This window comes from Kytococcus aerolatus (assembly GCF_900187395.1).
GTDB lineage: Bacteria > Actinomycetota > Actinomycetes > Actinomycetales > Dermatophilaceae > Kytococcus > Kytococcus aerolatus.
In genome coordinates this window covers 15,158-35,773 of the sequence record NZ_FYEZ01000002.1, presented here as the reverse complement: position 1 = coordinate 35,773, position 20,616 = coordinate 15,158, and the positions used below count along the sequence as shown (strand labels likewise).

The 20,616-nt window shown below is 71.4% G+C and carries 20 protein-coding genes; 4 read left to right on the top strand and 16 right to left on the bottom strand.

Features of this window, described 5'->3' with window-relative positions; genetic code table 11:
* Positions 1-89 precede the first annotated feature (89 nt).
* Positions 90-818 carry a hypothetical protein gene (locus tag CFT82_RS07115; RefSeq protein WP_088818406.1) on the top strand — a complete coding sequence of 243 codons (729 nt, stop codon included), beginning with the start codon at positions 90-92 and terminating at the stop codon, positions 816-818.
* A 106-nt stretch (positions 819-924) separates the two neighbouring features.
* Here the strand turns inward: CFT82_RS07115 and sucD are convergent, their stop codons facing one another.
* The 3 genes from sucD to pcrA all read right to left on the bottom strand — a co-directional run bounded on the left by sucD (position 925) and on the right by pcrA (position 5,760).
* Complete coding sequence (gene sucD / locus CFT82_RS07110) at positions 925-1,818, bottom strand: succinate--CoA ligase subunit alpha (RefSeq protein ID WP_088818405.1); 894 nt, start codon at positions 1,816-1,818, stop codon at positions 925-927.
* Positions 1,819-1,820: 2 nt separating this feature from the next.
* Positions 1,821-3,005: an ADP-forming succinate--CoA ligase subunit beta gene (gene sucC, locus CFT82_RS07105; protein ID WP_088818404.1), complete on the bottom strand. Its 1,185-nt coding sequence runs from the start codon at positions 3,003-3,005 to the stop codon at positions 1,821-1,823.
* A 265-nt stretch (positions 3,006-3,270) separates the two neighbouring features.
* The gene (pcrA, locus tag CFT82_RS07100; RefSeq protein WP_088818818.1) at positions 3,271-5,760 is read right to left on the bottom strand and encodes a DNA helicase PcrA; all 2,490 of its coding nucleotides are present in this window, start codon (positions 5,758-5,760) and stop codon (positions 3,271-3,273) included.
* A gap of 81 nt (positions 5,761-5,841) precedes the next feature.
* Between pcrA and CFT82_RS07095 the strand changes: the two genes are divergently transcribed.
* Positions 5,842-6,198 (top strand): hypothetical protein, encoded by a 357-nt coding sequence (locus tag CFT82_RS07095; RefSeq protein ID WP_088818403.1) that lies wholly within the window; start codon positions 5,842-5,844, stop codon positions 6,196-6,198.
* 55 nt (positions 6,199-6,253) lie between these two features.
* Here the strand turns inward: CFT82_RS07095 and CFT82_RS07090 are convergent, their stop codons facing one another.
* Positions 6,254-7,006: an NUDIX hydrolase gene (locus CFT82_RS07090; RefSeq protein ID WP_088818402.1), complete on the bottom strand. Its 753-nt coding sequence runs from the start codon at positions 7,004-7,006 to the stop codon at positions 6,254-6,256.
* 60 nt (positions 7,007-7,066) lie between these two features.
* Here CFT82_RS07090 and CFT82_RS07085 point away from each other — a divergent pair, with 60 nt between their 5' ends.
* Complete coding sequence (locus CFT82_RS07085; RefSeq protein ID WP_088818401.1) at positions 7,067-8,164, top strand: lysylphosphatidylglycerol synthase domain-containing protein; 1,098 nt, start codon at positions 7,067-7,069, stop codon at positions 8,162-8,164.
* Between the two features lie 3 nt (positions 8,165-8,167).
* Here CFT82_RS07085 and CFT82_RS07080 read toward each other — a convergent pair whose 3' ends face one another.
* The 8 genes from CFT82_RS07080 to guaB all read right to left on the bottom strand — a co-directional run bounded on the left by CFT82_RS07080 (position 8,168) and on the right by guaB (position 16,032).
* Positions 8,168-8,680 (bottom strand): hypothetical protein, encoded by a 513-nt coding sequence (locus CFT82_RS07080; RefSeq protein WP_143469550.1) that lies wholly within the window; start codon positions 8,678-8,680, stop codon positions 8,168-8,170.
* Between the two features lie 41 nt (positions 8,681-8,721).
* A complete protein-coding gene (locus tag CFT82_RS07075) occupies positions 8,722-9,066 on the bottom strand; it encodes a PadR family transcriptional regulator (protein WP_200815091.1) in 345 nt (114 codons plus the stop codon).
* Positions 9,067-9,172: 106 nt separating this feature from the next.
* Positions 9,173-10,756 carry a glutamine-hydrolyzing GMP synthase gene (gene guaA, locus CFT82_RS07070; protein ID WP_088818398.1) on the bottom strand — a complete coding sequence of 528 codons (1,584 nt, stop codon included), beginning with the start codon at positions 10,754-10,756 and terminating at the stop codon, positions 9,173-9,175.
* Between the two features lie 33 nt (positions 10,757-10,789).
* The gene (locus CFT82_RS07065; protein WP_143469548.1) at positions 10,790-11,188 is read right to left on the bottom strand and encodes a DUF3817 domain-containing protein; all 399 of its coding nucleotides are present in this window, start codon (positions 11,186-11,188) and stop codon (positions 10,790-10,792) included.
* Complete coding sequence (locus CFT82_RS11555; protein ID WP_159461886.1) at positions 11,185-12,027, bottom strand: SURF1 family protein; 843 nt, start codon at positions 12,025-12,027, stop codon at positions 11,185-11,187. Before CFT82_RS11555 ends, CFT82_RS07065 begins: the two co-directional genes overlap by 4 nt.
* The gene (locus CFT82_RS11550) at positions 12,024-13,394 is read right to left on the bottom strand and encodes a YncE family protein (protein WP_143469543.1); all 1,371 of its coding nucleotides are present in this window, start codon (positions 13,392-13,394) and stop codon (positions 12,024-12,026) included. The genes CFT82_RS11555 and CFT82_RS11550 overlap by 4 nt, the downstream gene beginning before the upstream one ends.
* Positions 13,395-13,397: 3 nt before the next feature.
* A complete protein-coding gene (locus tag CFT82_RS07055) occupies positions 13,398-14,519 on the bottom strand; it encodes a GuaB3 family IMP dehydrogenase-related protein (RefSeq protein ID WP_088818396.1) in 1,122 nt (373 codons plus the stop codon).
* 16 nt (positions 14,520-14,535) lie between these two features.
* Positions 14,536-16,032, bottom strand: a complete 1,497-nt coding sequence (gene guaB, locus CFT82_RS07050; protein WP_088818395.1) for an IMP dehydrogenase — start codon at positions 16,030-16,032, stop codon at positions 14,536-14,538.
* 177 nt (positions 16,033-16,209) lie between these two features.
* On the opposite strand from guaB, the gene CFT82_RS07045 reads away from it, so the two are divergent.
* A complete protein-coding gene (locus CFT82_RS07045; RefSeq protein WP_200815090.1) occupies positions 16,210-16,512 on the top strand; it encodes a WhiB family transcriptional regulator in 303 nt (100 codons plus the stop codon).
* A 3-nt stretch (positions 16,513-16,515) separates the two neighbouring features.
* Here the strand turns inward: CFT82_RS07045 and CFT82_RS07040 are convergent, their stop codons facing one another.
* The 4 genes from CFT82_RS07040 to CFT82_RS07025 all read right to left on the bottom strand — a co-directional run bounded on the left by CFT82_RS07040 (position 16,516) and on the right by CFT82_RS07025 (position 20,507).
* Entirely contained in the window at positions 16,516-16,764 is a 249-nt protein-coding gene (locus tag CFT82_RS07040) for an RNA-binding S4 domain-containing protein (RefSeq protein ID WP_200815089.1), read from the bottom strand.
* A 228-nt stretch (positions 16,765-16,992) separates the two neighbouring features.
* A complete protein-coding gene (gene groL / locus CFT82_RS07035) occupies positions 16,993-18,612 on the bottom strand; it encodes a chaperonin GroEL (RefSeq protein WP_088818394.1) in 1,620 nt (539 codons plus the stop codon).
* Positions 18,613-18,774: 162 nt separating this feature from the next.
* Positions 18,775-19,071, bottom strand: a complete 297-nt coding sequence (gene groES / locus CFT82_RS07030) for a co-chaperone GroES (protein ID WP_088818393.1) — start codon at positions 19,069-19,071, stop codon at positions 18,775-18,777.
* 203 nt (positions 19,072-19,274) lie between these two features.
* Entirely contained in the window at positions 19,275-20,507 is a 1,233-nt protein-coding gene (locus CFT82_RS07025; RefSeq protein WP_088818392.1) for a phospholipase D-like domain-containing protein, read from the bottom strand.
* Positions 20,508-20,616: the final 109 nt, after the last annotated feature.

Sequence of the window (20,616 nt, the reverse complement as noted above, 5' to 3'; positions counted from 1 at the left end):
TTCGCCCAGAAGGGTTCCCGCACCTTCGAATTCCGTGGGCACGGAATCCGTGCCCACTTCCATGTCGCCTCCCCCCTTAAGGACCCAGCATGAACCCGAACGTGACCTCACGCCGCACCGTGGCCAAGGGACTCACCCGGTCGGCGCCGGCCGTGGCCGTCGCCGCCTCCGCCCGCGCCGTCGCCGCCTCGGCGGCCAACGTCTACTGCTTCGACGCCTCGCTCGGCTCCTACTCCCAGTGCTACGCGGGGGACGGTTACTTCCGCATCACGAACGACCTCCCCTCCGACAGCAACGGCATGGTCGTGGGACCGGGGTGGCGCATCACCGAGGGCGAGCGTTCGGACAGCACCACCTCGCCGCACCAGAACGTGACCCGCAACTCCCTCACCAGCACCTTCGGCCTGCCCACCGACATGAACGCCCCGGCCCGCATCGCCAACCCGTTCACTGTCATCCAGGGTGAGGGGAACTGGCAGGTCATCCGCGTGGCCCCGCGCTACGTGGGCGGTGTCGAGTACCAGGGGTACGAGTTCACCTACGTGGGCCCGGACCGCATGACCACCACTCAGCCGGAGTCCCTGCTGGGCAGTGAGGCCAGCGCTTGGCCCGGTTACGCCCTCGAAGCCGACGTGGCCCTCAGCAACGACGTCCTCACCGGTGGCGGCGGGTACTCCGAGTGTGCCGTGGGGTGCGACTCCACCTTCGCGCGTTTCATCGGCGGCTATCGGGCGCACTTCACCGTCGCCGACGGCACCCCGGTGAGTGAGGACGGCTCGGGCCTCCAGACCGCCGAGCAGACCTGCGCTCCAGCCTGAACCCCGCCAGCGACAGGAAGGGGGGTGCTCTTCCCGAGGAGTTCCTCGGGAAGAGCACCCCCTTCGCAGCGGGCCATCGCCCCGCGCTCGTGCCGGAGGAGCTGGGTCAGCCCTGCAGGCCCTGCATGATCTCACGCATGAGCTCAGCGGTCTCGGACGGCGTCTTGCCAACCTTCACGCCAGCGGCCTCGAGGGCCTCCTTCTTGGCCTCGGCCGTGCCGGAGGAGCCGGACACGATGGCGCCGGCGTGGCCCATCGTCTTGCCCTCCGGAGCGGTGAAGCCCGCCACGTAGCCGACGACCGGCTTGGTGACGTTCGCCTTGATGTAGTCCGCGGCACGCTCCTCGGCGTCACCGCCGATCTCACCGATCATCACGATGGCGTCGGTCTCCGGGTCGGCCTGGAAGGCCTCCAGGGCGTCGATGTGGGTGGTGCCCACGATCGGGTCACCACCGATGCCGATGGCGGTGGAGAAGCCGAAGTCACGCAGCTCGTACATCATCTGGTAGGTCAGCGTGCCCGACTTGGACACCAGGCCGATGCGGCCCGCACCGGCGATGTCCGCCGGGATGATGCCGGCGTTCGACTGGCCGGGGCTGATGATGCCCGGGCAGTTCGGGCCGATGATGCGGGTCTTGCCGGCCTTCTTGGCCTCGGCCCAGAACTCGGCGGTGTCCTGCACCGGGATGCCCTCGGTGATCACGACGGCCAGCTCGATCTCGGCCTCGACGGCCTCCATCACGGCGTCCTTGGAGAACTTCGGCGGCACGAAGAGGACCGACACGTTCGCGCCGGTGGCCTCCATGGCCTCCTTGACGGTGCCGAAGACGGGGACCGTGTGGCCACCCTCGAACTCCACCTCGGTGCCGGCCTTGCGCGGGTTCACGCCGCCGACGACGGTGGTGCCCGACGCGAGCATGCGCTGGGTGTGCTTCATGCCCTCGGAGCCGGTCATGCCCTGGACGATGACCTTGGAGTCGTTGTTCAGGAAGATCGCCATTGTCAGTTCTCCTTCGCAGCGAGCTCGGCAGCCTTCTGGGCGCCGCCGTCCATGGTGTCGGCGATGCTCACCAGCGGGTGGTTCGCGTCGGCCAGGATCTTGCGGCCCTCCTCGACGTTGTTGCCATCGAGGCGGACGACCAGCGGCTTGGTGGCGTCGTCGCCCAGCATCTCCAGCGCCTTGACGATGCCGTTGGCCACGGCGTCGCAGGCGGTGATGCCACCGAAGACGTTGACGAACACGCTCTTGACCTGCTCGTCGTTGAGGATGACGTCCAGACCGTCGGCCATGACCTCGGCCGAGGCGCCACCACCGATGTCGAGGAAGTTGGCCGGCTTGGCCCGGCCGCCGGTGTGCTCCTCGCCGGCGTAGGCCACGACGTCCAGGGTGGACATCACGAGGCCGGCGCCGTTGCCGATGATGCCGACGTTGCCGTCGAGCTTCACGTAGTTGAGCTCCTTGGCCTTGGCCTTGGCCTCCAGCGGGTCGGCGGACTTCTCGTCCTCCAGCGCGGCGTGGTGTTCCTGGCGGAAGTCGGAGTTCCCGTCGAGGGTGACCTTGCCGTCGAGGGCGATGATCTCGCCGTCCTCGGTCTTCACCAGCGGGTTGACCTCGACCAGGGTGGCGTCCTCGTTCGTGTAGACGCCGTAGAGGGTCTGGAAGGTCTTGGCGAGCTCGTCCTTCGAGTCGGTGAAGCCGGCGGCCTCCACGATCTCCATCGCCTTGGCGTCGGTCATGCCCTCGGCCGGGTCGATCTCGATCTTGGCCAGGGCCTCGGGACGCTCGACGGCGAGCTGCTCGATCTCGACGCCGCCCTCCTTGGAACACATGGCCAGGTAGGAGCGGTTGGCGCGGTCGAGCAGGATCGAGAAGTAGTACTCCTCGGCGATCTTGGCCCCCTGGGCGATCATCACCCGGTGGACCGTGTGGCCCTTGATGTCCATGCCGAGGATCTGGCGGGCGTTCTCCTCGGCCTCCTCCGGCGACTTGGCCAGCTTCACGCCGCCGGCCTTGCCACGCCCACCGGTCTTCACCTGGGCCTTGACGACCACGACTCCACCGGACTTCTCACCAATGCGCTCCGCGGCAGCTCGAGCCTCTTCGGGGGTGGTGGCGACCTCACCGGCCAGCACCGGCACCCCGTGCTTCTCGAACATGTCACGGGCCTGGTACTCGAAGAGATCCACGAGTTGACACCGTCCTCACGATTTCGACTGATTTCTGGTGGCCCGCGGGCGCGAGCCGTCCACCGACGACTCTAATGGTTTTTCGGTGCCGAGCGTCACCTGGCCCGCCCCCGCGGGCACGTTCGAACCCCCACCGCACCCCAGCCCCCTCCCGCACCGAGCCCGAGCCCTTCCCCGCGTCACGCCCCGGCCCCTCCCCGCGCGAGAAGCGCTCCCCCGCGCCACACCACGGTGGGGAGTCGCGGGGTGCGGGGAGGCCAGCGGCTCAGAGCTTCTCGACGGGGGCGTAGCGCAGCAGCAGGCGCTTGGTCCCCAGCTCGCCACCGAAGTCGACGTGCGCCATCGCCTTCTCGCCCGCACCGTCCACCCGGACGACGGTGCCCAGACCGAAGGAGTCGTGGGTGACCCGGTCCCCGGCCTCCAGCGCGACGACCTTCTTCGCCCGCTCCGGAGCGATCCGCCCCGCCAGACGCGCCACCGCCGGCTGGCTCACCGCCCGGTGCGCCGTGGTGGAACCTTCGCGCTCCCAGTGCAGCAGCTCCTCGGGCAGCTCGCCCAGGAAGCGGGAGGGCGGGTTGTACTGCGGGGACCCGAAGGCCGAGCGCACCGAGGCCCGCGAGAGGTGGAGCCGCTGCCGGGCCCGGGTGATGCCCACGTAGGCCAGCCGCCGCTCCTCCTCCAGCTGCTCGGGGTCCTCCAGCGAGCGCACGTGGGGGAAGGTCCCGTCCTCCAGGCCGGTGAGGAAGACCACCGGGAACTCCAGGCCCTTCGCGCTGTGCAGGGTCATGAGCGTCACCACGCCCTGCTCGGCGTTCTCGTCGGCAGCGTCGGTGTCGGCCACCAGGGAGACCTGCTCCAGGAAGGCCGCCAGCTGCTCGGTCCCCTCCCCGGCCGGGACGGTCGGCTGGTCCGGGTCGGCCGCGGCCTCGTCGAACTCCCGGGCCACGCTCACCAGCTCGGCGAGGTTCTCCAGCCGGCTCTCGTCCTGCGGGTCGTCCGACTCGCGCAGCTGCTGGGCGTACCCGGTCTGCTCCAGCACCGCCTCCAGCACGTCGGCCACGCCCCCGCCGCCGTCGGCCACGGTGCGCAGCGCCTCGAGCAGGGAGACGAAGGACTCGATCGCCCGCAGCGAGCGCGTCGCCAGCCCCGGGGCGTCCTCCGCCCGGCCGAGCGCTGCCACGAAGGGGATCCGCTCCCGCTCCGCCAGGGCCAGCAGGGCCCCCTCGGCGCGGTCCCCGATGCCCCGCTTGGGCACGTTGAGGATCCGCCGCAGGTTGACCGTGTCCGTCGGGTTGGCCAGCACCCGCAGATAGGCCAGGGCGTCCTTGATCTCGCGCCGCTCGTAGAAGCGGGTGCCCCCGACCACGCGGTAGGGCAGCCCCACCCGGACGAAGACCTCCTCCAGCGCCCGCGACTGGGCGTTCGTCCGGTAGAAGACCGCGACGTCGCCGTAGACCGCGTCCCCGGCGTCCACCAGCGCGTCGATCCGCTCGGCCACGAAGGTCGCCTCGTCGTGCTCGTCGTCGGCCACGTAGCCGACGATCTTCTCCCCGGCACCGGCCTCGGACCACAGGCTCTTCGCCCGCCGCCCCTGGTTGCGCTCGATGAGCTGGTTGGCCGCGCTGAGGATGTTCTGCGTGGAGCGGTAGTTCTGCTCCAGCAGGATCGTGCGGGCCTCGGGGTAGTCCGTCTCGAACTCGATGATGTTGCGCATCGTCGCCCCGCGGAAGGCGTAGATCGACTGGTCGGCGTCACCCACCACGCACAGCTCGGCCGGCGGCAGCACGTGCGCCTCCTGCGCGGCGGGGCTCCCGGGCTCGGGCACCCCGGTGGCCCCGGCCCCACCGGTGAGCTCGCGGACGAGGACGTACTGCGCGTGGTTCGTGTCCTGGTACTCGTCGACCATGATGTGGCGGAAGCGCCGCCGGTAGTGCTGGGCGATCTCCGGGAAGGCCTGCAGCACGTTGACCGTCATCATGATGAGGTCGTCGAAGTCCAGCGCCCCGGCCTCCCGGAGCCGCTGCGTGTAGCGCGTGTAGACGTCCGCGATCGCCCGGTCGTAGGGGTTGTTCTCGCTCACGGTGGCGGCGAACTCCTCGGCGTCCACCAGCTCGTTCTTCGCGTTCGAGATCCGGCCCCCCACGGCCCGCGGCGGGAAGCGCTTCGGGTCCAGGTCCAGCTCGCGCAGCACCAGGCTGATGAGCCGCTGGCTGTCGGCGGCGTCGTAGATGGAGAAGGTGGAGCGCAGCCCGATCGTCTTCGCCTCCCGCCGCAGGATCCGCACGCAGGCCGAGTGGAAGGTCGACACCCACATCGCTCGTGCAGCGGGGCCCACGAGCTCCTCCACCCGCTCCCGCATCTCGGCCGCGGCCTTGTTCGTGAAGGTGATGGCCAGTACCTGCCCCGGGTGCACGCCCCGGTGCCGCAGCAGGTGCGCGATGCGGTGGGTCAGCACGCGCGTCTTGCCGGACCCCGCCCCGGCGATGATGAGCAAGGGCCCCCCGGAGTGCAGCACCGCCTCCCGCTGCTGCGGGTTCAGCCCACCCAGCAGGGTCTCCTCGTCGGTCTCCGGTGCCCCGTCGCGCGCCGGGCGGGGGCGGGCGGCCCCCAGCGTGGGCGGGGCCTCCCCGGAGCGTGCCCAGTCCGGGACCCCGTCGGCGCCCACCCCCGAGGACGCGCCGGCAGCGCCCCCGCCGTCCTCCTGCTCGTCGTCGGAGGGGTCGAAGAGGTCCAGCTGCGCGAAGGGGTTGCTCATGGTGGGGCCATCGTAGGTGCGCCCACCGACGCCCCACCGACCCCGCCGGCCGGTCACCGGAGGCCTTCCTAGACTGACCGCATGGAGACCCTGTACGAGCTCGTCGTCCCCCTGCACCTGCTCGGCATGGCGGCCCTCGTCGGCGGATGGCTCGTCAGCCTGCGCACCGACGTCATCAACACGGTGATGGTGTGGGGGGCGCGGATCCAGCTGCTCTCCGGTCTGGCGCTCGTCGGGCTGGCCGAGATGGCCGATCTCTACGCTGTGGACCACCTGAAGATCGGGATCAAGCTCGTCATCGCCCTCATCGTGGCCGGGCTGGCCGAGGTGGCCGCCTCCAAGGAGCGGCGCGGCGACGAGGCGCAGTCCATGCGCAACGCCGCCGGAGGCCTGGCCGTGCTCGACGTACTCGTGGCCTCCCTCTGGAACATCTTCTGACGCGGCCACGCCCCGCCTGAACCACCGGCCGCGGCACGGCCCGGCGGGAGCACCGTCAGCCCAGTCCCAGCGCGCGCCGCGCCCGCTCCACGAGCACCGCGTTGTCCGCGTGCCGCTCGGTGACCCGCGGGTCGTCCAGCCCCACCCACTCGGCGCTGCTGGTCGAACCACCCACGTCGTGCACCACCGGCTCCCGCTCCTCCGGCACGCGGGCCGCCCAGAACACGCTCAGCCCGTGGTAGTCCTCGGCCTGGCCGTCCCCGGTCGTCCCCCGGGCACCCCAGGAGAGGACCGTCACCGGCACCGCCCCGGTGATCTCGTGCCCGGTCTCCTCCCAGAGCTCCCGCTCCAGCGCCTCCGGAACCGTCTCCCCCGGGTCGATGCCGCCGCCCGGCCAGGTCCAGAAGTCCGTCTCCGTGTACGTGTCGAAGAAGCCGGTGAGCAGCAGCCGCTGCCCGTCGTCGGAGAGCACGACGGCGTGGGTGGCCACCCGCTGGCGCCGCACCGGCTCCTCCAGCTCCACCACCATCCCCGGTGACGAGGGGGCGGGCAGGTCCTGCGGGTCGAAGCCCTCCGAGTAGTCCAGCACCAGCGGGCGCTCCAGCTGCGCCCCCTCCGGCCCCGGAGCCTCGACGAGGTCCGCCGCCAGCACCTGCGGCGAGGCACCCTCCACGGCCGGCGCCCCCAGCTCCCGGGCCAGCCAGGTGGGGTCGACACCGTGCCCCACGGCCAGCACCACCTCCCCCACGCGCACGTACAGCGGGATCGGCCCGGTCGGGTCCGGGCGGTGCAGGTCGGAGGGGTCCATGCACCCATCCCACCACGGGTGCACGGGATCCCCGGACGCGGTACGTCATGATGTGCGGCGATGAACACACCTGCCGCGCATCCCACCGGAGCCCACCTCTCGGACGAGGACCTCGCCCCGCAGGGCGCCACGCTCTCCCCCGCGCGCATCATCTCGGCCTTCCTGGGACTCGGCATCGCCGGCATCATCATCGTGTGGGGACTGCCCTGGATCGCCGACACCACCTGGGCCCAGATCGGGCACCAGCTCGCGCGGCTCACCTGGACGGACATCGCCTGGCTGACCGGCCTGACCACCCTGGGCGTGCTGGCCTACACCCTCGTGATGACCGGTTCCATCCGCGGCCTGCGCACCCACCACGCGGTGATCTCGAACCTCGTGGGCACGATGATCTCCACGACCTTCCCCCTCGGCGGCGCGGTCGGCGTGGGGGCGACCTACGCGATGTTCCGCTCCTGGGGGTTCAACAACAAGGAGGTCTCCTCCGCCCTCACCGTCATCGGGGTGTGGAACATCCTCGGCCGGGCGGCGCTGCCACTCATCGCCGCGGTGTGGATGATGTACGAGGCCGTGGGTCAGCTGCCGCAGCAGGTGGTGCTCTCCATCGGCATCGGCGGCGGGGCCGGCGGGGTCCTCCTGCTCGGCTTCGTGCTCGCCGTGGCCTCCCGCCGGGTGGCCGGCGGCATCGGCTCGTTCATCGGGTTCTTCGCCGCCCCCTTCGCCTCCCGCACCGGAGTCACCCGGCAGGACGTCCGGGGCACCGCCCTGGAGCTCCGCGAGCACCTGGCCGCCACGGTGCGCAACGGCGGGTGGACCATGACCGCCGGCATGGCCGGGTTCCTCGGCATCTTCGCCGTCGTCTTCTGGCTCTGCCTGCGATACATGGGCGTGGAGGTCACCCCTGTGCAGGCCTTCGCCGCCTACGCCGTCGGACGCCTCCTCACCGCCTTCCCGATCACCCCCGGGTCGATGGGCGTCACCGAGACCGGAGCCCTGGCCGTCCTGCTGGCCGGAGGGGCCCAGCCGGCGGCCGCCTCGGCCGCGGTGCTGCTCTTCAGCCTGTTCACCAACGTGCTCCACGTGCCGGCCGGGCTCGTGGCCGGTGCCGCCTGGATCCTCACCGCCGGCCGGGCCGGCCGCGCGCCGACGGACGGCTGAGTCCTACGCCCGCGCGGCCTCGGTGAGGGCCTGACGGCGCACTTCCAGTGCGACGACCGCCCAGAACACCAGGAAGCACAGCGCACCCAGGCCCAACAGGGGCCACCAGAGGCTGAGGTACCAGGGGTCGGGCGCCGGGTCGTCCGCCGCGGTGATGCCCATCCCGAAGAGCCGGCCGCCGACCACCGTGCCCAGCAGCTCTCCGACGAGCAGGACCGCGAGGAGCCCGGTCCGGTGCTCGCTCCGGGTGACCACCCACCCCTGGAGCAACCCGAGCAGGACGAGCGCGAACGCACCGTTCACGCCGGTGCCGACGACGAGGAAGACGGCGACGAGCCACCAGAGCACTGCAGCGCCCACCCCGTGCTCCAGGGCCAGCGACTCCACCACCCAGCGCTCCCGCTGCCGCAGGGCCTGCCGCACAGCGGCCCCCTCGACCTCCGCCGTGGCCAGGCCCAGCTCCTCAGCACCCTGCACGTTCGCCTGCCACTCCTCGAGGAAGCGTCCACGATCCACCCGAGGCACCATCACGTGCACCCAGGCGCGGGCCCAGGTCCTCACGCCCCGGCCCCGCTCAACCCCGGTCCCGGTCGCCCCAGCCCCTTCGCGGCATCCCGCTCGCCCACGGCCTGCTCCGCGGCGTCGCGCTGCACCTGGCGCGCCACCTGCCGGCCCTCGGGCGTGAGGCGGTACAGGCGGCGGCGAGCCCCCGGCCGCGGGGACTCGTCCCAGTGGGACTCCAGCATCCCGGCGCGCTCCAGGCGATCCAGCAGGGGGTAGACGGTGCCGGTCGGCCGCCCGGTCTCGCGAACGACGAGCAGGCCCCAGACCGGCCCCGACGCACCAGCCAGACAGGCCAGCACGGCACGCATGGCCGGCGTTCGACGCAGTGGCTTTCCCATACGCTAACTCTACACATGTCGCCTCAGGGGGCCGGGAACGACGGTGGGGCCCGGGATCCATGGATCCCGGGCCCCACCGTCGTCAGCCGTCACCGCGGCCGACCCCTCACTCCCACTCGATGGTGCCCGGCGGCTTGCTCGTGACGTCCAGCACCACGCGGTTCACCTCGTCGACCTCGTTGGTGATGCGGGTGGAGATGCGCTCCAGCACCTCGTAGGGCAGACGGGTCCAGTCGGCGGTCATCGCGTCCTCGGAGCTCACCGGGCGCAGCACGATCGGGTGGCCGTAGGTGCGGCCGTCACCCTGCACACCCACCGACCGGACGTCGGCGAGCAGGACCACCGGGCACTGCCAGATGGTGTCGTCCAGACCGGCGGCGGTCAGCTCCTCGCGGGCGATGGCATCCGCGGCCCGGAGGGTCTCCAGCCGGTCGGCGGTCACCTCGCCGATGATGCGGATGCCCAGGCCCGGGCCCGGGAAGGGCTGCCGGGCCACGATGGCCTCCGGCACCCCGAGCTCGCGACCGATCGCGCGCACCTCGTCCTTGAAGAGCATGCGCAGCGGCTCCACCAGACCGAACTGCAGGTCGTCGGGCAGGCCGCCGACGTTGTGGTGCGACTTGATGGTGGCCGTCCCCGCGCCCCCACCGGACTCCACGACGTCCGGGTAGAGCGTGCCCTGCACGAGCCACTTCACGGGGTGCTCGTCGTCGGCGTTCTCCCCGGCCCGGCCGGCCACGATGTCCCGCGCCGCCTGCTCGAAGGTACGGATGAACTCGCGGCCGATGATCTTGCGCTTGGTCTCCGGGTCCGTCTGCCCCGCCAGGGCGTCGAGGAACTGGTCGACCGCGTCCACGGTCACCAGGTCCACCCCGGTCGCGGCCACGAAGTCGGTCTCCACCTGCTCGCGCTCGCCGGCGCGCAGCAGGCCGTGGTCGACGAAGACGCAGGTCAGCTGGTCCCCGACGGCCTTCTGCACCAGGGCCGCGGCCACCGAGGAGTCCACGCCCCCGGAGAGCGCGCAGATGACCCGGCCCTCCCCCACCTGGGCGCGGATTCCCTCCACCAGCTCGTCGATGACATGGCCCGGCGTCCAGCGGCCCTCGATACCGGCCCCCTGGCGCAGGAAGCGCTCCAGCACCTGCTGACCTTGGGCGGAGTGCAGCACCTCCGGGTGCCACTGCACGCCGTAGACGCGACGCTCGTGGTCCTCGAAGGCCGCCACGGGAGTGCCCTCGGTGGAGGCGGTGACGGTGGTGCCCTCCGGGGCCCGGGTCACGGAGTCGCCGTGGGACATCCACACCGACTGGTCGGCGGGCTGCTCGGCGAAGAGCACCGAGTCGGTCACGACCCGCGCGGCGGTGTGTCCGTACTCCCGCTGACCGGTCTTCGCCACCTCACCCCCGAGGGCCTGGGTCATGGCCTGGAAGCCGTAGCAGATGCCCAGGACCGGGACACCGGCCTCGAGCAGACCCTCGGCCAGGCGCGGGGCGCCCTCGACATAGACCGACGACGGGCCGCCGGAGAGGATCAGGGCGGCCGGCCGCTTGGCCAGCACCTCGGCGGCCGGCATGTCGTGCGGCACGACCTCGGAGTAGACGTCGGCCTCCCGGACCCGTCGCGCGATGAGCTGCGCGTACTGGGCTCCGAAGTCGACGACGAGGACGGGGTTCTCCTGAAGGGCGCTCACGGGCGCCAAGGGTACTGAAGTCCGGGAGCCGTCTCAGCGCGAGGTGCGCGGCGCGGCGGTGCGCGCGTCGGTCCCCGCCAGCAGGGCACCGTCGATCTGCAGCCGCGCGTCCTGGGTGACCTTGCGCTCCATGACGAAGGACCAGAAGGGGATGCAGCCCGAGAGCATGATCCACAGCATCCGCCCGATGCCCCAGTTCAGCCCGAAGCACAGGATCGCCGTGGCCAGCGCGTAGGCCATGAAGATGAAGCCGTGGATGGGCGACCAGATCGCCGAGAGGCGCTCCATCTCGAAGCCGTACTTGGCGACCATCACACCGATGAGGATGATCAGGGCGAGCGACTCGATGACCGCCAGGACCTGCCACACCTTGAGCTTGGTGCGGATCGTCGGGTCGTCGGCGCTGGTGGGTCGCATGATCGGAGCAGTCACGGCTGCACCCTATCCCCGGCCCCCTCGGAGGGGGCCCCACCGGGGTGCTCGGGGGACCCGGTCGCGGCCGCGCGGGAGGCATCGTCCTGGAGCATGCGCCAGGCCACCCAGATCCCGAAGAGCGCGAAGAGCCACCACTGGATCGCGTAGCCGGCGTTCTGCCAGTCCAGCCCGGCCGCCTCCGGCGGCGGGGCCGGCACGACCTCCATGCTCCCCGCACGCAGCGGGATCTCCTGGCCCTCCTCACCAGTGGCCTCCAGCCCGAACAGCCAGGCCGAGCGCACCGGCCCGTCCCACTGGTTGGCCAGCCAGGCCAGGTCGACGCTCCCCAGCACCCCCTCCGGCTGCCCGGTGGTGGCCAGCGGCTCCTCGCTGGCCTCGAGCTGGCCGCGCACGGTCACCGGGGCGTCCTGCAACCCGTCCGGCAGCGGGGGGACCTCCTCCGGGGTGGGGCCGGGCACGAAGCCGCGGAGGACCGCGGTGTCCACGCCTCCCTCGGACTCCACCCGGGCCAGCACCCAGGTGCCGGTCCGCTCGTCGAGCCGTCGCTCCGGCACCATGAACTGCTCACCGGTGAACTCGCCCTCCAGGGTGACCGTCCGGCCCCGCTCGGCCGCCGGGAAGGACTCCCCCGCCGGCACCACCTCGTCGACCGGGACGACGGGGCGGGCACGCGCCGCCTCGGCCACCTCCTGCTGCGCGTTCGAGGTGGCGTTGTGCAGCTGCCACAGCCCCAGCCGATAGAAGCCCACGGCCAGGAGGACGACCAGCAGGGTGAGCGCCCACCACCGGGGGGTGCGCAGCCAGTAGCCCCAGACCCCCGCCTGCGGGGCGCTCACTTCCCGGCGGATGCGCCCTGTGCGCTGTCCGCGGTGTCGTCGAAGACCTGGATCGACCCGACATAGCTGGCCACCCACACCTTGTGCGTGGAGTCGTCGTAGGTGATGCCGATCGGGTGGTGCCCGGTCGGCTCCTCCTGGACGACCTCCATGGTCTCGGCGTCGATCTTGCTCATGGTGTCGCTGTAGTAGTTCACGACGTACAGCGCCGTGCCGTCCCCGGAGACGTCCATGGAGCGCGGCTCGTTGCCGGTGTGCACCTGTCCCAGGACCTTGCCGGTCTTCGCGTCGAGCTTGCTGATGCGGCTGGTCTCGAACTGCTTGTAGGCACCGGAGGCCACGACGTACAGGTACTTGCCGTCCGGGGAGACCGACACGTGACGGATCCGGTCGCCCGGGGTGGCGAAGACCTCGGAGGTCCCGGCCTCGGGGTCGATCCGGTACACGTTCGGGGTGCCCATGGCCGTGGCGAAGGCTGTGCCGTCCGGGGCGTAGTCGATGCCGCGGGCCCAGCGGCCCAGCGGGATCCGCCCGGTCTCCTGGCCGGACTCGGTGTCGATGACCGACAGGTCGAAGTCGCACCAGTTGGAGACCAGCAGGGTCTTCTCGTCCGGGCTGAGCGCCGCGTACTTGGGCACCGCGCCGGCCTCGAAGGCCCGCTTCACGGCCCCCTTCTCGACGTCGACCTCGTAGATGTACCCGTGGTCGGTGACCTCGCCCTTCTCGCACAGGTCCCCGCCGTGGGGGGTGAACCCGTCGCCGTACATCTGGTAGTTCGTCACGTAGGCGGTGGCACCGTCCTCGGTGAAGGCGGCCTCCACCGGGGCGCCCTCCACGGTGCCGGAGGACCCCTCGACGCCCATCTCCTCGGCGTCGACCGAGTCGCTGATGGTGTGCAGCAGCTCGTGCGAGGTGGCGTCGTAGACCGTCATCGTGTGCTGGTACATCATGTTGTTCGCGATGACCTTGCCGTGGTCGTTGGCCACGACGGACTTGGGGCGGATGTCGCCCTTGACGACGTCGACCTCACGCAGGAAGGTCTCGTTGGCCGGCTTCTCCGGCTTGCTCGGACCAGCGGTGGCGGCGGCACCCCCGCCCGACGAGGGGGAGCCCTCCCCGCCGGACTCGTTCGCTCCGGAGGAGGATCCTGTCCCCTGGCTGCTCCCGGGCTCCTGTCCGGAACCCTGCGAGGAGCTGCCCTCCGACGGGCTGCCGGTGGCGCTGGCGGACCCCTCCGGGGCGCTCGAGCCACCCTCGGCGGACTCCTCCCCACCGCTGCAGGCGCTCAGCCCCAGGCCGAGGGCGGCCAGCAGGGCGACGGAACGGACGGCGCGCCCCCGGCGCGCCAGGGCGGACGAGTTCTGCACGGTTCAGGACCCCTTGTAGTCGGACAGGACGACCTCGACCCGCTGGAACTCCTTGAGGTCGGAGTACCCGGTCGTGGCCATGGCACGGCGCAGGGCGCCGATCATGTTCGTGGTGCCGTCGGCGTGGTTCCCCGGCCCCAGGAGGATCTCCTCCATCGAGCCCACCGTGCCGACCGCGACGCGCTCGCCGCGGGGCAGGGCCACGTGGTGCGCCTCGGCGCCCCAGTGGAAGCCACGCCCCGGGGCCTCCTCGGCCCGGGCCAGGGCTGCCCCCAGCATCACCGCGTCGGCGCCGCAGGCGACCGCCTTGACGACGTCACCGGAGCGCCCCATCGACCCGTCGGCGATGACGTGGACGTACCGGCCGCCGGACTCGTCCATGTAGTCGCGGCGGGCGGCGGCCACGTCGGCCACGGCCGTCGCCATCGGCGCCTGGATGCCCAGCGTGAGGCGGGTGGTGTGCGCCGCCCCGCCGCCGAAGCCGACGAGGACGCCGGCCGCACCGGTGCGCATGAGGTGCAGGGCCGCGGTGTACGTGCCCGCACCGCCGACGATCACCGGGACGTCCAGCTCGTAGATGAAGCGCTTGAGGTTCAGCGGCTCGGACTGGCTCGAGACGTGCTCGGCCGACACCGTGGTGCCGCGGATGACGAACAGGTCCACCCCGGCCTCGACGACGTCCCGCCAGAACTGCTTGGTGTTCTGCGGCGTGAGGGCACCGGCCACGGTGATCCCCGCGGCCCGGAGCTCGGCGATCCGCGCCCGGATGAGATCCGGCTGGATCGGCGCGGCGTAGGCCTCGCGGAGCACCGCCCGGGCGTCCTCGGGAGCGGCGGCCGCGATGCCCTCCAGGAGGCCCGTGGGGTCCTCGTGGCGGGTCCACAGGCCCTCCAGGTCGAGCACCGGCAGGCCACCGAGGCGGCCCACCTCGATCGCGGTCTGCGGGGACATCACCGAGTCCATCGGCGCCGCCATGACCGGCAGGTCGAAGTGGTACGCGTCGATCTGCCAGGCGGTCGACACCTCCTCGGGGTCGCGCGTGCGCCGGTTCGGCAGCACCGCCACGTCCTCGAAGGAATAGGCGCGCCGCGCCCGCTTGCCCCGGCCGATCTCGATCTCGTTCACGCGCCCAGCCTAGTCGTCAGCCCCTGGAGTAGTTCGGCGCCTCCATGACCATCTGCACGTCGTGCGGGTGCGACTCGGCCAGCCCGGCCGAGGTGATCCGCACGAACCGGCCGTTCGTCTTCACCTCCGGGATGGTGCGAGCGCCCACGTAGAACATCGACTGCCGCAGGCCACCGGTCAGCTGGTACACCACCGCGGCCAGCGGACCGCGATAGGCCACCTTGCCCTCGATGCCCTCGGGGATCACCTTGTCGTCGTCCGAGACGTCGCCCTGGAAGTAGCGGTCCTTGGAGTAGGAGACGCCCCGGCCGCGCGACTGCATGGCCCCCAACGAGCCCATGCCGCGATAGCTCTTGTACTGCTTGCCGTTGATGAAGATCATCTCGCCGGGCGACTCCTCGCAGCCGGCCAGGAGCGAGCCGACCATCACCGCGTCGGCCCCCGCCACGAGGGCCTTGGCGATGTCCCCGGAGTAATGCAGGCCACCGTCCCCGATCACCGGGACGCCCGCCGGACCCGCCGCCTTCGCGGCCTCGTGGATGGCCGACACCTGCGGCACACCCACCCCGGCCACGACGCGCGTGGTGCAGATGGAGCCCGGCCCCACGCCCACCTTGATGCCGTCCGCCCCGGCGTCCACCAGGGCCTGCGCCCCGGCGCGGGTAGCCACGTTGCCGGCCATGACGTCCACCCCCCGGGCGGAGGTCTCGACCTTCAGGCGGGCCACCATGTCACAGACACCGCGCGAGTGGCCGTGCGCGGTGTCGACCACGAGCAGGTCCACGCCCGACTCCACGAGCGCCATCGCGCGCTCCCAGCTGTCCCCCCAGAAGCCCACGGCGGCGCCCACGCGCAGCCGGCCGGCGTCGTCCTTCGTGGCCAGCGGGTACTGCTCGGTCTTCGTGAAGTCCTTCACGGTGAAGAGCCCCCGGAGGCGCCCCGCCTCGTCCACCAGCGGGAGCTTCTCGATCTTGTGCTCGGCCAGCAGGCCCAGGGCCTCGTGCTTGTCCACCCCGACCGGGGCGGTCACCAGCGGCATGCGCGTCATGACCTCGCCGACCGGGCGCTGCATGTCGGTCTCGAAGCGCAGGTCACGGTTGGTGATGATGCCCACCAGCACGCCGTCCGCGTCGACCACGGGCAGGCCGGAGACGCGGAAGCGGCCACAGGTCTCGTCGACCTCGGCCAGGGTGGCGTCGACGGTGGTGGTCACCGGGTCGGTGATCATGCCGTTCTCGGAGCGCTTCACCCGGTCCACGTGCGCCGCCTGGTCCTCGATGGACAGGTTGCGGTGGAGGATGCCGATGCCCCCCTGCCGCGCCATGGCGATCGCCATCCGGGCCTCGGTGACCGTGTCCATCGCCGCCGAGAGAAGCGGGACGTTCACCCGGATGTTGCGCGTGACCCGGGAACCGGTGTCGACCTCGCTGGGGATCACGTCGCTCTCGTGCGGGAGGAGCAGAACGTCGTCGTACGTCAGGCCGGTGGGTGCGAAGTCGTCCGAGGAGTCCATGGCGGAATCCTACCGGCGCCGCGCATATGACATAGATCACTGAACGAGCAGGCATGATTCACCCCCGAGGTGGGTACCTGCCCGGACGACACCGGGGGGGGGGACACACCGGGAGTGGACACACCGGGGGTGGACAGACGACCATCCCCTTCGAGACCCGATGCCGAGGAGCACGACATGGACCGAGCAATCAGCGAGATCGGCCCGGTCGCCGACCACTGGGAGTGGCAGTTCGAGGGCGTGTGCCGCACAACGGACCCCGAGCACTTCTTCCACCCCGAGGGCGAGCGGGGCGCCCCGCGCCGAAAGCGCGAGGAGCGGGCCAAGGCGGTGTGCAACCGCTGCCCGGTGATCGAGCAGTGCCGCGAGCACGCCCTGACGGTCAAGGAGCCCTACGGGGTCTGGGGCGGCATGAGCGAGGAGGAGCGGGTCGCCCACCAGTCGAAGGTCACGCTGGAGGGCGGCAGCCTCACCGCCTGAGCCTCAGCCGGCGCGGACCACTATCCGCCCCACCGGCGTCCCCACCACCTGGCCCGGGCGGACCTTCCGGCCACGCTGCGTGCAGACCTCGCCGTCGAGCTCCACGTCGCCGGCCTGGATGACCTCGCGGGCGATCGCCCCGTCGTCGACGACATTGGCCAGCTTGAGCAGCTGGCCGAGGGTGATGAACTCGTCCGTGATCGACACCTCGAGGGCGTCGGCGGGCTGCGGGGCTGCGTCGTGGCTGGTCACGTCCCCCAGTCCACCACACCCACCAGCGCACCGGCCTCTCCACCCGCGCCGGATGCACTCCCCCGCGACACGGGGGCGGGCCGGAGGGGCCGGACGAGGGGGCAGCAGGGGCACCGGCAGACGCAGAAGGCCCCCGCGCCGGGGCTCCACCGCACCGCAGCGTGGTGGAGCGCCCCGGGCGGGGGCCGGTCGACCGCGACGGCCCCGGTCAGGGACCCTCAGGCCGGGTCAGTGCGCGTGGCCGTGGCCGTGGCCGTCCTCGTCCTTGTCCTCGGCCGGCTTGTCGACCACCAGGGTGTCGGTGGTGAGCACCATCGCCGCGATGGAGGCCGCGTTGCGCAGGGCGGAACGGGTCACCTTCACCGGGTCGATGATGCCGGCGGCGACCAGGTCGATGTACTCGCCGGTGGCGGCGTCGAGGCCCTGACCGTCCTCCAGCTCGGCGACCTTGGCGGCGGCCACGTGGCCCTCCAGGCCGGCGTTCTCCGCGATCCAGCGCAGCGGCTGGTTGAGCGAGGCGCGGATGATGCGGGCACCGACGGCCTCGTCACCCTCCAGCGTGCCCTCCAGCTCCGCCACGGCCGCGGCGGACTGGGCGAGGGCGGTGCCACCGCCGGCGACGATGCCCTCGTCGATGGCCGCACGGGTGGCCGCCACGGCGTCCTCGATGCGGTGCTGCTTCTCCGTGAGCTCGGTCTCGGTGTGAGCACCGACCTTGATGACGCACACGCCGCCGGCCAGCTTGGCCAGGCGCTCCTGGAGCTTCTCGCGGTCCCAGTCCGAGTCGGTGTTCTCGATCTCGGCGCGGATCTGCTCGACGCGCTCGTCGACCGCGGACTTCTCACCGCCGCCGTCGATGATCGTGGTGTTGTCCTTGGTGACCTGGACGCGGCGGGCCGAGCCCAGGGAGTCCAGCTCGGCGTTGGCGAGCTTCAGGCCGATCTCCTCGGAGATCACCTCGCCACCGGTGAGGATGGCGATGTCCTGCAGCATGGCCTTGCGGCGGTCCCCGAAGCCCGGGGCCTTCACCGCGGCGACCTTCAGGCTGCCGCGCACGGTGTTCACCACGAGGGTGGACAGGGCCTCGCCCTCGACGTCCTCGGCGATGATCAGCAGCGGCTTGGAGGTGCCGGCCACCTTCTCCAGCACCGGCATCAGCTCGGCGATGGCCGAGATCTTGCCGGCGTGCACGAGCACCAGGGCGTCCTCCAGGACGGCCTCCATGCGCTCGGCGTCGGTCACGAAGTAGGGCGAGAGGTAGCCCTTGTCGAACTGCATGCCCTCGGTGTAGTCGAGGGTGAGCTCGGTGGTGGAGGACTCCTCGACGGTGATGACGCCGTCCTTGCCGACCTTGTCGAAGGCCTCGGAGAGGAGCTCACCGACCTCGGGGTTCTGGGCGGAGAGGGCGGCGACCTTCGCGATCTCGTCCTTGCCCTCGACCGGGCGGGCGATCTTCTCCAGGCGGGCGTCCACGGCCTCGACGGCCTTCTCGATGCCGCGCTTCACGCCGGACGGGCTGGCGCCGGCGGCCACGTTGCGCAGGCCCTCGCGGACCATGGCCTGGGCCAGGACGGTGGCGGTGGTGGTGCCGTCACCGGCGACGTCGTTGGTCTTGGAGGCGACCTCCTTGACCAGCTGGGCGCCGAGGTTCTCGTAGGGGTCCTCCAGCTCGATCTCCCGGGCGATGGTGACGCCGTCGTTGGTGATGATCGGCTGACCGTAGGCGCGCTGGACGACCACATTGCGACCCTTCGGGCCGAGGGTCACCTTCACGGTGTCGGCCAGCTGGTTGACGCCGGCCTCCAGCTTCTTGCGGGCGTTGTCGTTGAACTCGAGCATCTTGGCCATGGGTGTTCTCCTTGCTGGCGCTGCGATGGGTGGGGGCGGGGCACCTCGGGTGCCTGCCGCACGACGCGAGCCGCGCCGGCCCTGAGGGCTCCGGGCGCGGCTCGCGGGGTCACCAGGGGTCCGTGGACCCGGGGTGACGAGGGATCCGGTGGATCTGGACGGTCAGCGCTCGATGATGGCGAGCACGTCGCGAGCGCCCAGGATGAGCAGCTCCTCGCCGTCGTACTTCACCTCGGTGCCGCCGTACTTGGAGTAGATGACCCGGTCGCCGACGGAGATGTCCATCGGGACGCGCTCGTCGCCGTCCTCGTTGAAGCGACCCGGGCCGACGGCGATGACCTCGCCCTCCTGCGGCTTCTCCTGGGCGGTGTCCGGGATGACCAGGCCGGAGGCGGTGGTCTGCTGGGCCTCGACGGCCTTGACGACGATCCGGTCCTCGAGCGGCTTGATGGTGGCCATGGACCTTCCTCTCTTCTGCGCAAGGCGCCCGGCGAGTGCCGTGGCGCGACGGTTCCTTCGATGTCGGCACCCGCGCCTGCAGCCGACCGGGTCCGTCGCGGTGGCCCCGGGGGCTGGCACCCGCGGGTGCTGAGTGCCAGCAGCAAATCTAGGCGCGCCATTGGCACTCGGTCAAGCCGAGTGCCAGCACCTGTCGCGGGGGCTCAGAGCAGGGGCTGCAGGGGCTGCAGGATGCGCTCCACCCCGCGGGCCCACCAGGGGCGCCGCCGCCACTCGGCCAGGGTGAGCCGCCGGCAGTTCGTGAGATCCCGCTCGAACACGCGCTCCATCTGCGCCGCCTGCGCCTCGTCCAGGATCTCCAGGTTGATCTCGTAGTTCCCGGTCATCGAGAGACGGTCGATGTTCGCCGTCCCGACCGTGGCCCAGAAACCGTCGATCACCGCAGTCTTGGCGTGCACCATCGCCCCTTGGTACAGCCACAGCTCCACCCCGCCCTCCAGCAGCCGCTGGAAGTGGTAGCGCGCCACCCAGTCGGCCACCACGTGGTTGGAGCGCTCCGGCAGGATCACCTTGACGTCCACCCCTCGCTTCCGGGCCAGGAGGAGCTCCTCGAGGATCTCGGCGTCCGGGATGAAGTAGCCCTGCGTGATCCACACCGAGCGCCGGGAGCGGTCGATCGCCTCGAGGTATATCCCCCGCACCGGGAAGAGCAGCCGCGAGGGGGCGTTGCGGTGGCCCCGGATCCGCGGGTCCCAGCCGCGCTCCCGGTCGTCGCTCAGCTCGGGCTGGTCCTCCGTGCGATTGTGGTTCCAGAAGTCCACGAAGCAGTTCTCCAGCTCGTGCGCCGCCGGTCCCTCGACCCGGACGTGCGTGTCCCGCCAGCGCGTGGCGTAGAGGTCCCCGATGTTGTACCCGCCGACGAACCCGGTGTGCCGGTCCACCACGAGGATCTTGCGGTGGTCCCGCCCCCAGTGGCGCGGACCGAGGAGCACCCGCGGCGTGACGAGCGGGTAGCGCATGAGGTGCACGTTCTCCGGCCAGCGCTTGAACTCCCGCGGCACGGTGAAGGAGCCGAAGTCGTCGAAGACCACGTGCACCCGGACCCCGCGGTCCGCGGCGTCGACCAGCGCCTGCTTGAAGGTCTGCCCGACCGCATCCCCCTTGAGGATGAAGGTCTCGAAGAGGATCTCGTGCTGCGCCCCGTGGATGGCCTCGAGCATGTCGGCGAAGACGTCCTCGCCGTAGGTGTACGTGGTGATCACCGAGTCGCCGATGGTCTCCTGCGCCGGCTCCAGCACCGGGAAGCCGGAGGGTGAGGGCTCGCGCCGCTTCCGACGTCGGTTGCTGAGGACCAGACCGGAGACGGTGGCCCCCCGGGCGACGAGCTGGAGCGCGGCGGCACCGGCCACCCAGTGTCCGATGCGGCGGTGTGGCACGACGTCTCCTTCGGCTGCGGCGGGACGGGCTGGCGGTGCGGGATCGCTCCGGCTCCGACGACCTGCCCCGATCCTTCCAGACTTCTCCCCCCACCGCGGCCGGGTGGGA

Bases quoted from the DNA above. Each gene is read 5' to 3' on its own strand.
- CFT82_RS07090 (WP_088818402.1), bottom strand. From the start codon at position 7,006: ATGGACCCCTCCGACCTGCACCGCCCGGACCCGACCGGGCCGATCCCG.
- CFT82_RS07115 (WP_088818406.1), top strand. From the start codon at position 90: ATGAACCCGAACGTGACCTCACGCCGCACCGTGGCCAAGGGACTCACC.
- groES (WP_088818393.1), bottom strand. From the start codon at position 19,071: ATGGCCACCATCAAGCCGCTCGAGGACCGGATCGTCGTCAAGGCCGTC.
- CFT82_RS07085 (WP_088818401.1), top strand. From the start codon at position 7,067: ATGAACACACCTGCCGCGCATCCCACCGGAGCCCACCTCTCGGACGAG.
- CFT82_RS07075 (WP_200815091.1), bottom strand. From the start codon at position 9,066: ATGGGAAAGCCACTGCGTCGAACGCCGGCCATGCGTGCCGTGCTGGCC.
- CFT82_RS07045 (WP_200815090.1), top strand. From the start codon at position 16,210: ATGGACCGAGCAATCAGCGAGATCGGCCCGGTCGCCGACCACTGGGAG.
- sucD (WP_088818405.1), bottom strand. From the start codon at position 1,818: ATGGCGATCTTCCTGAACAACGACTCCAAGGTCATCGTCCAGGGCATG.
- guaB (WP_088818395.1), bottom strand. From the start codon at position 16,032: ATGGACTCCTCGGACGACTTCGCACCCACCGGCCTGACGTACGACGAC.
- pcrA (WP_088818818.1), bottom strand. From the start codon at position 5,760: ATGAGCAACCCCTTCGCGCAGCTGGACCTCTTCGACCCCTCCGACGAC.
- groL (WP_088818394.1), bottom strand. From the start codon at position 18,612: ATGGCCAAGATGCTCGAGTTCAACGACAACGCCCGCAAGAAGCTGGAG.
- CFT82_RS07095 (WP_088818403.1), top strand. From the start codon at position 5,842: ATGGAGACCCTGTACGAGCTCGTCGTCCCCCTGCACCTGCTCGGCATG.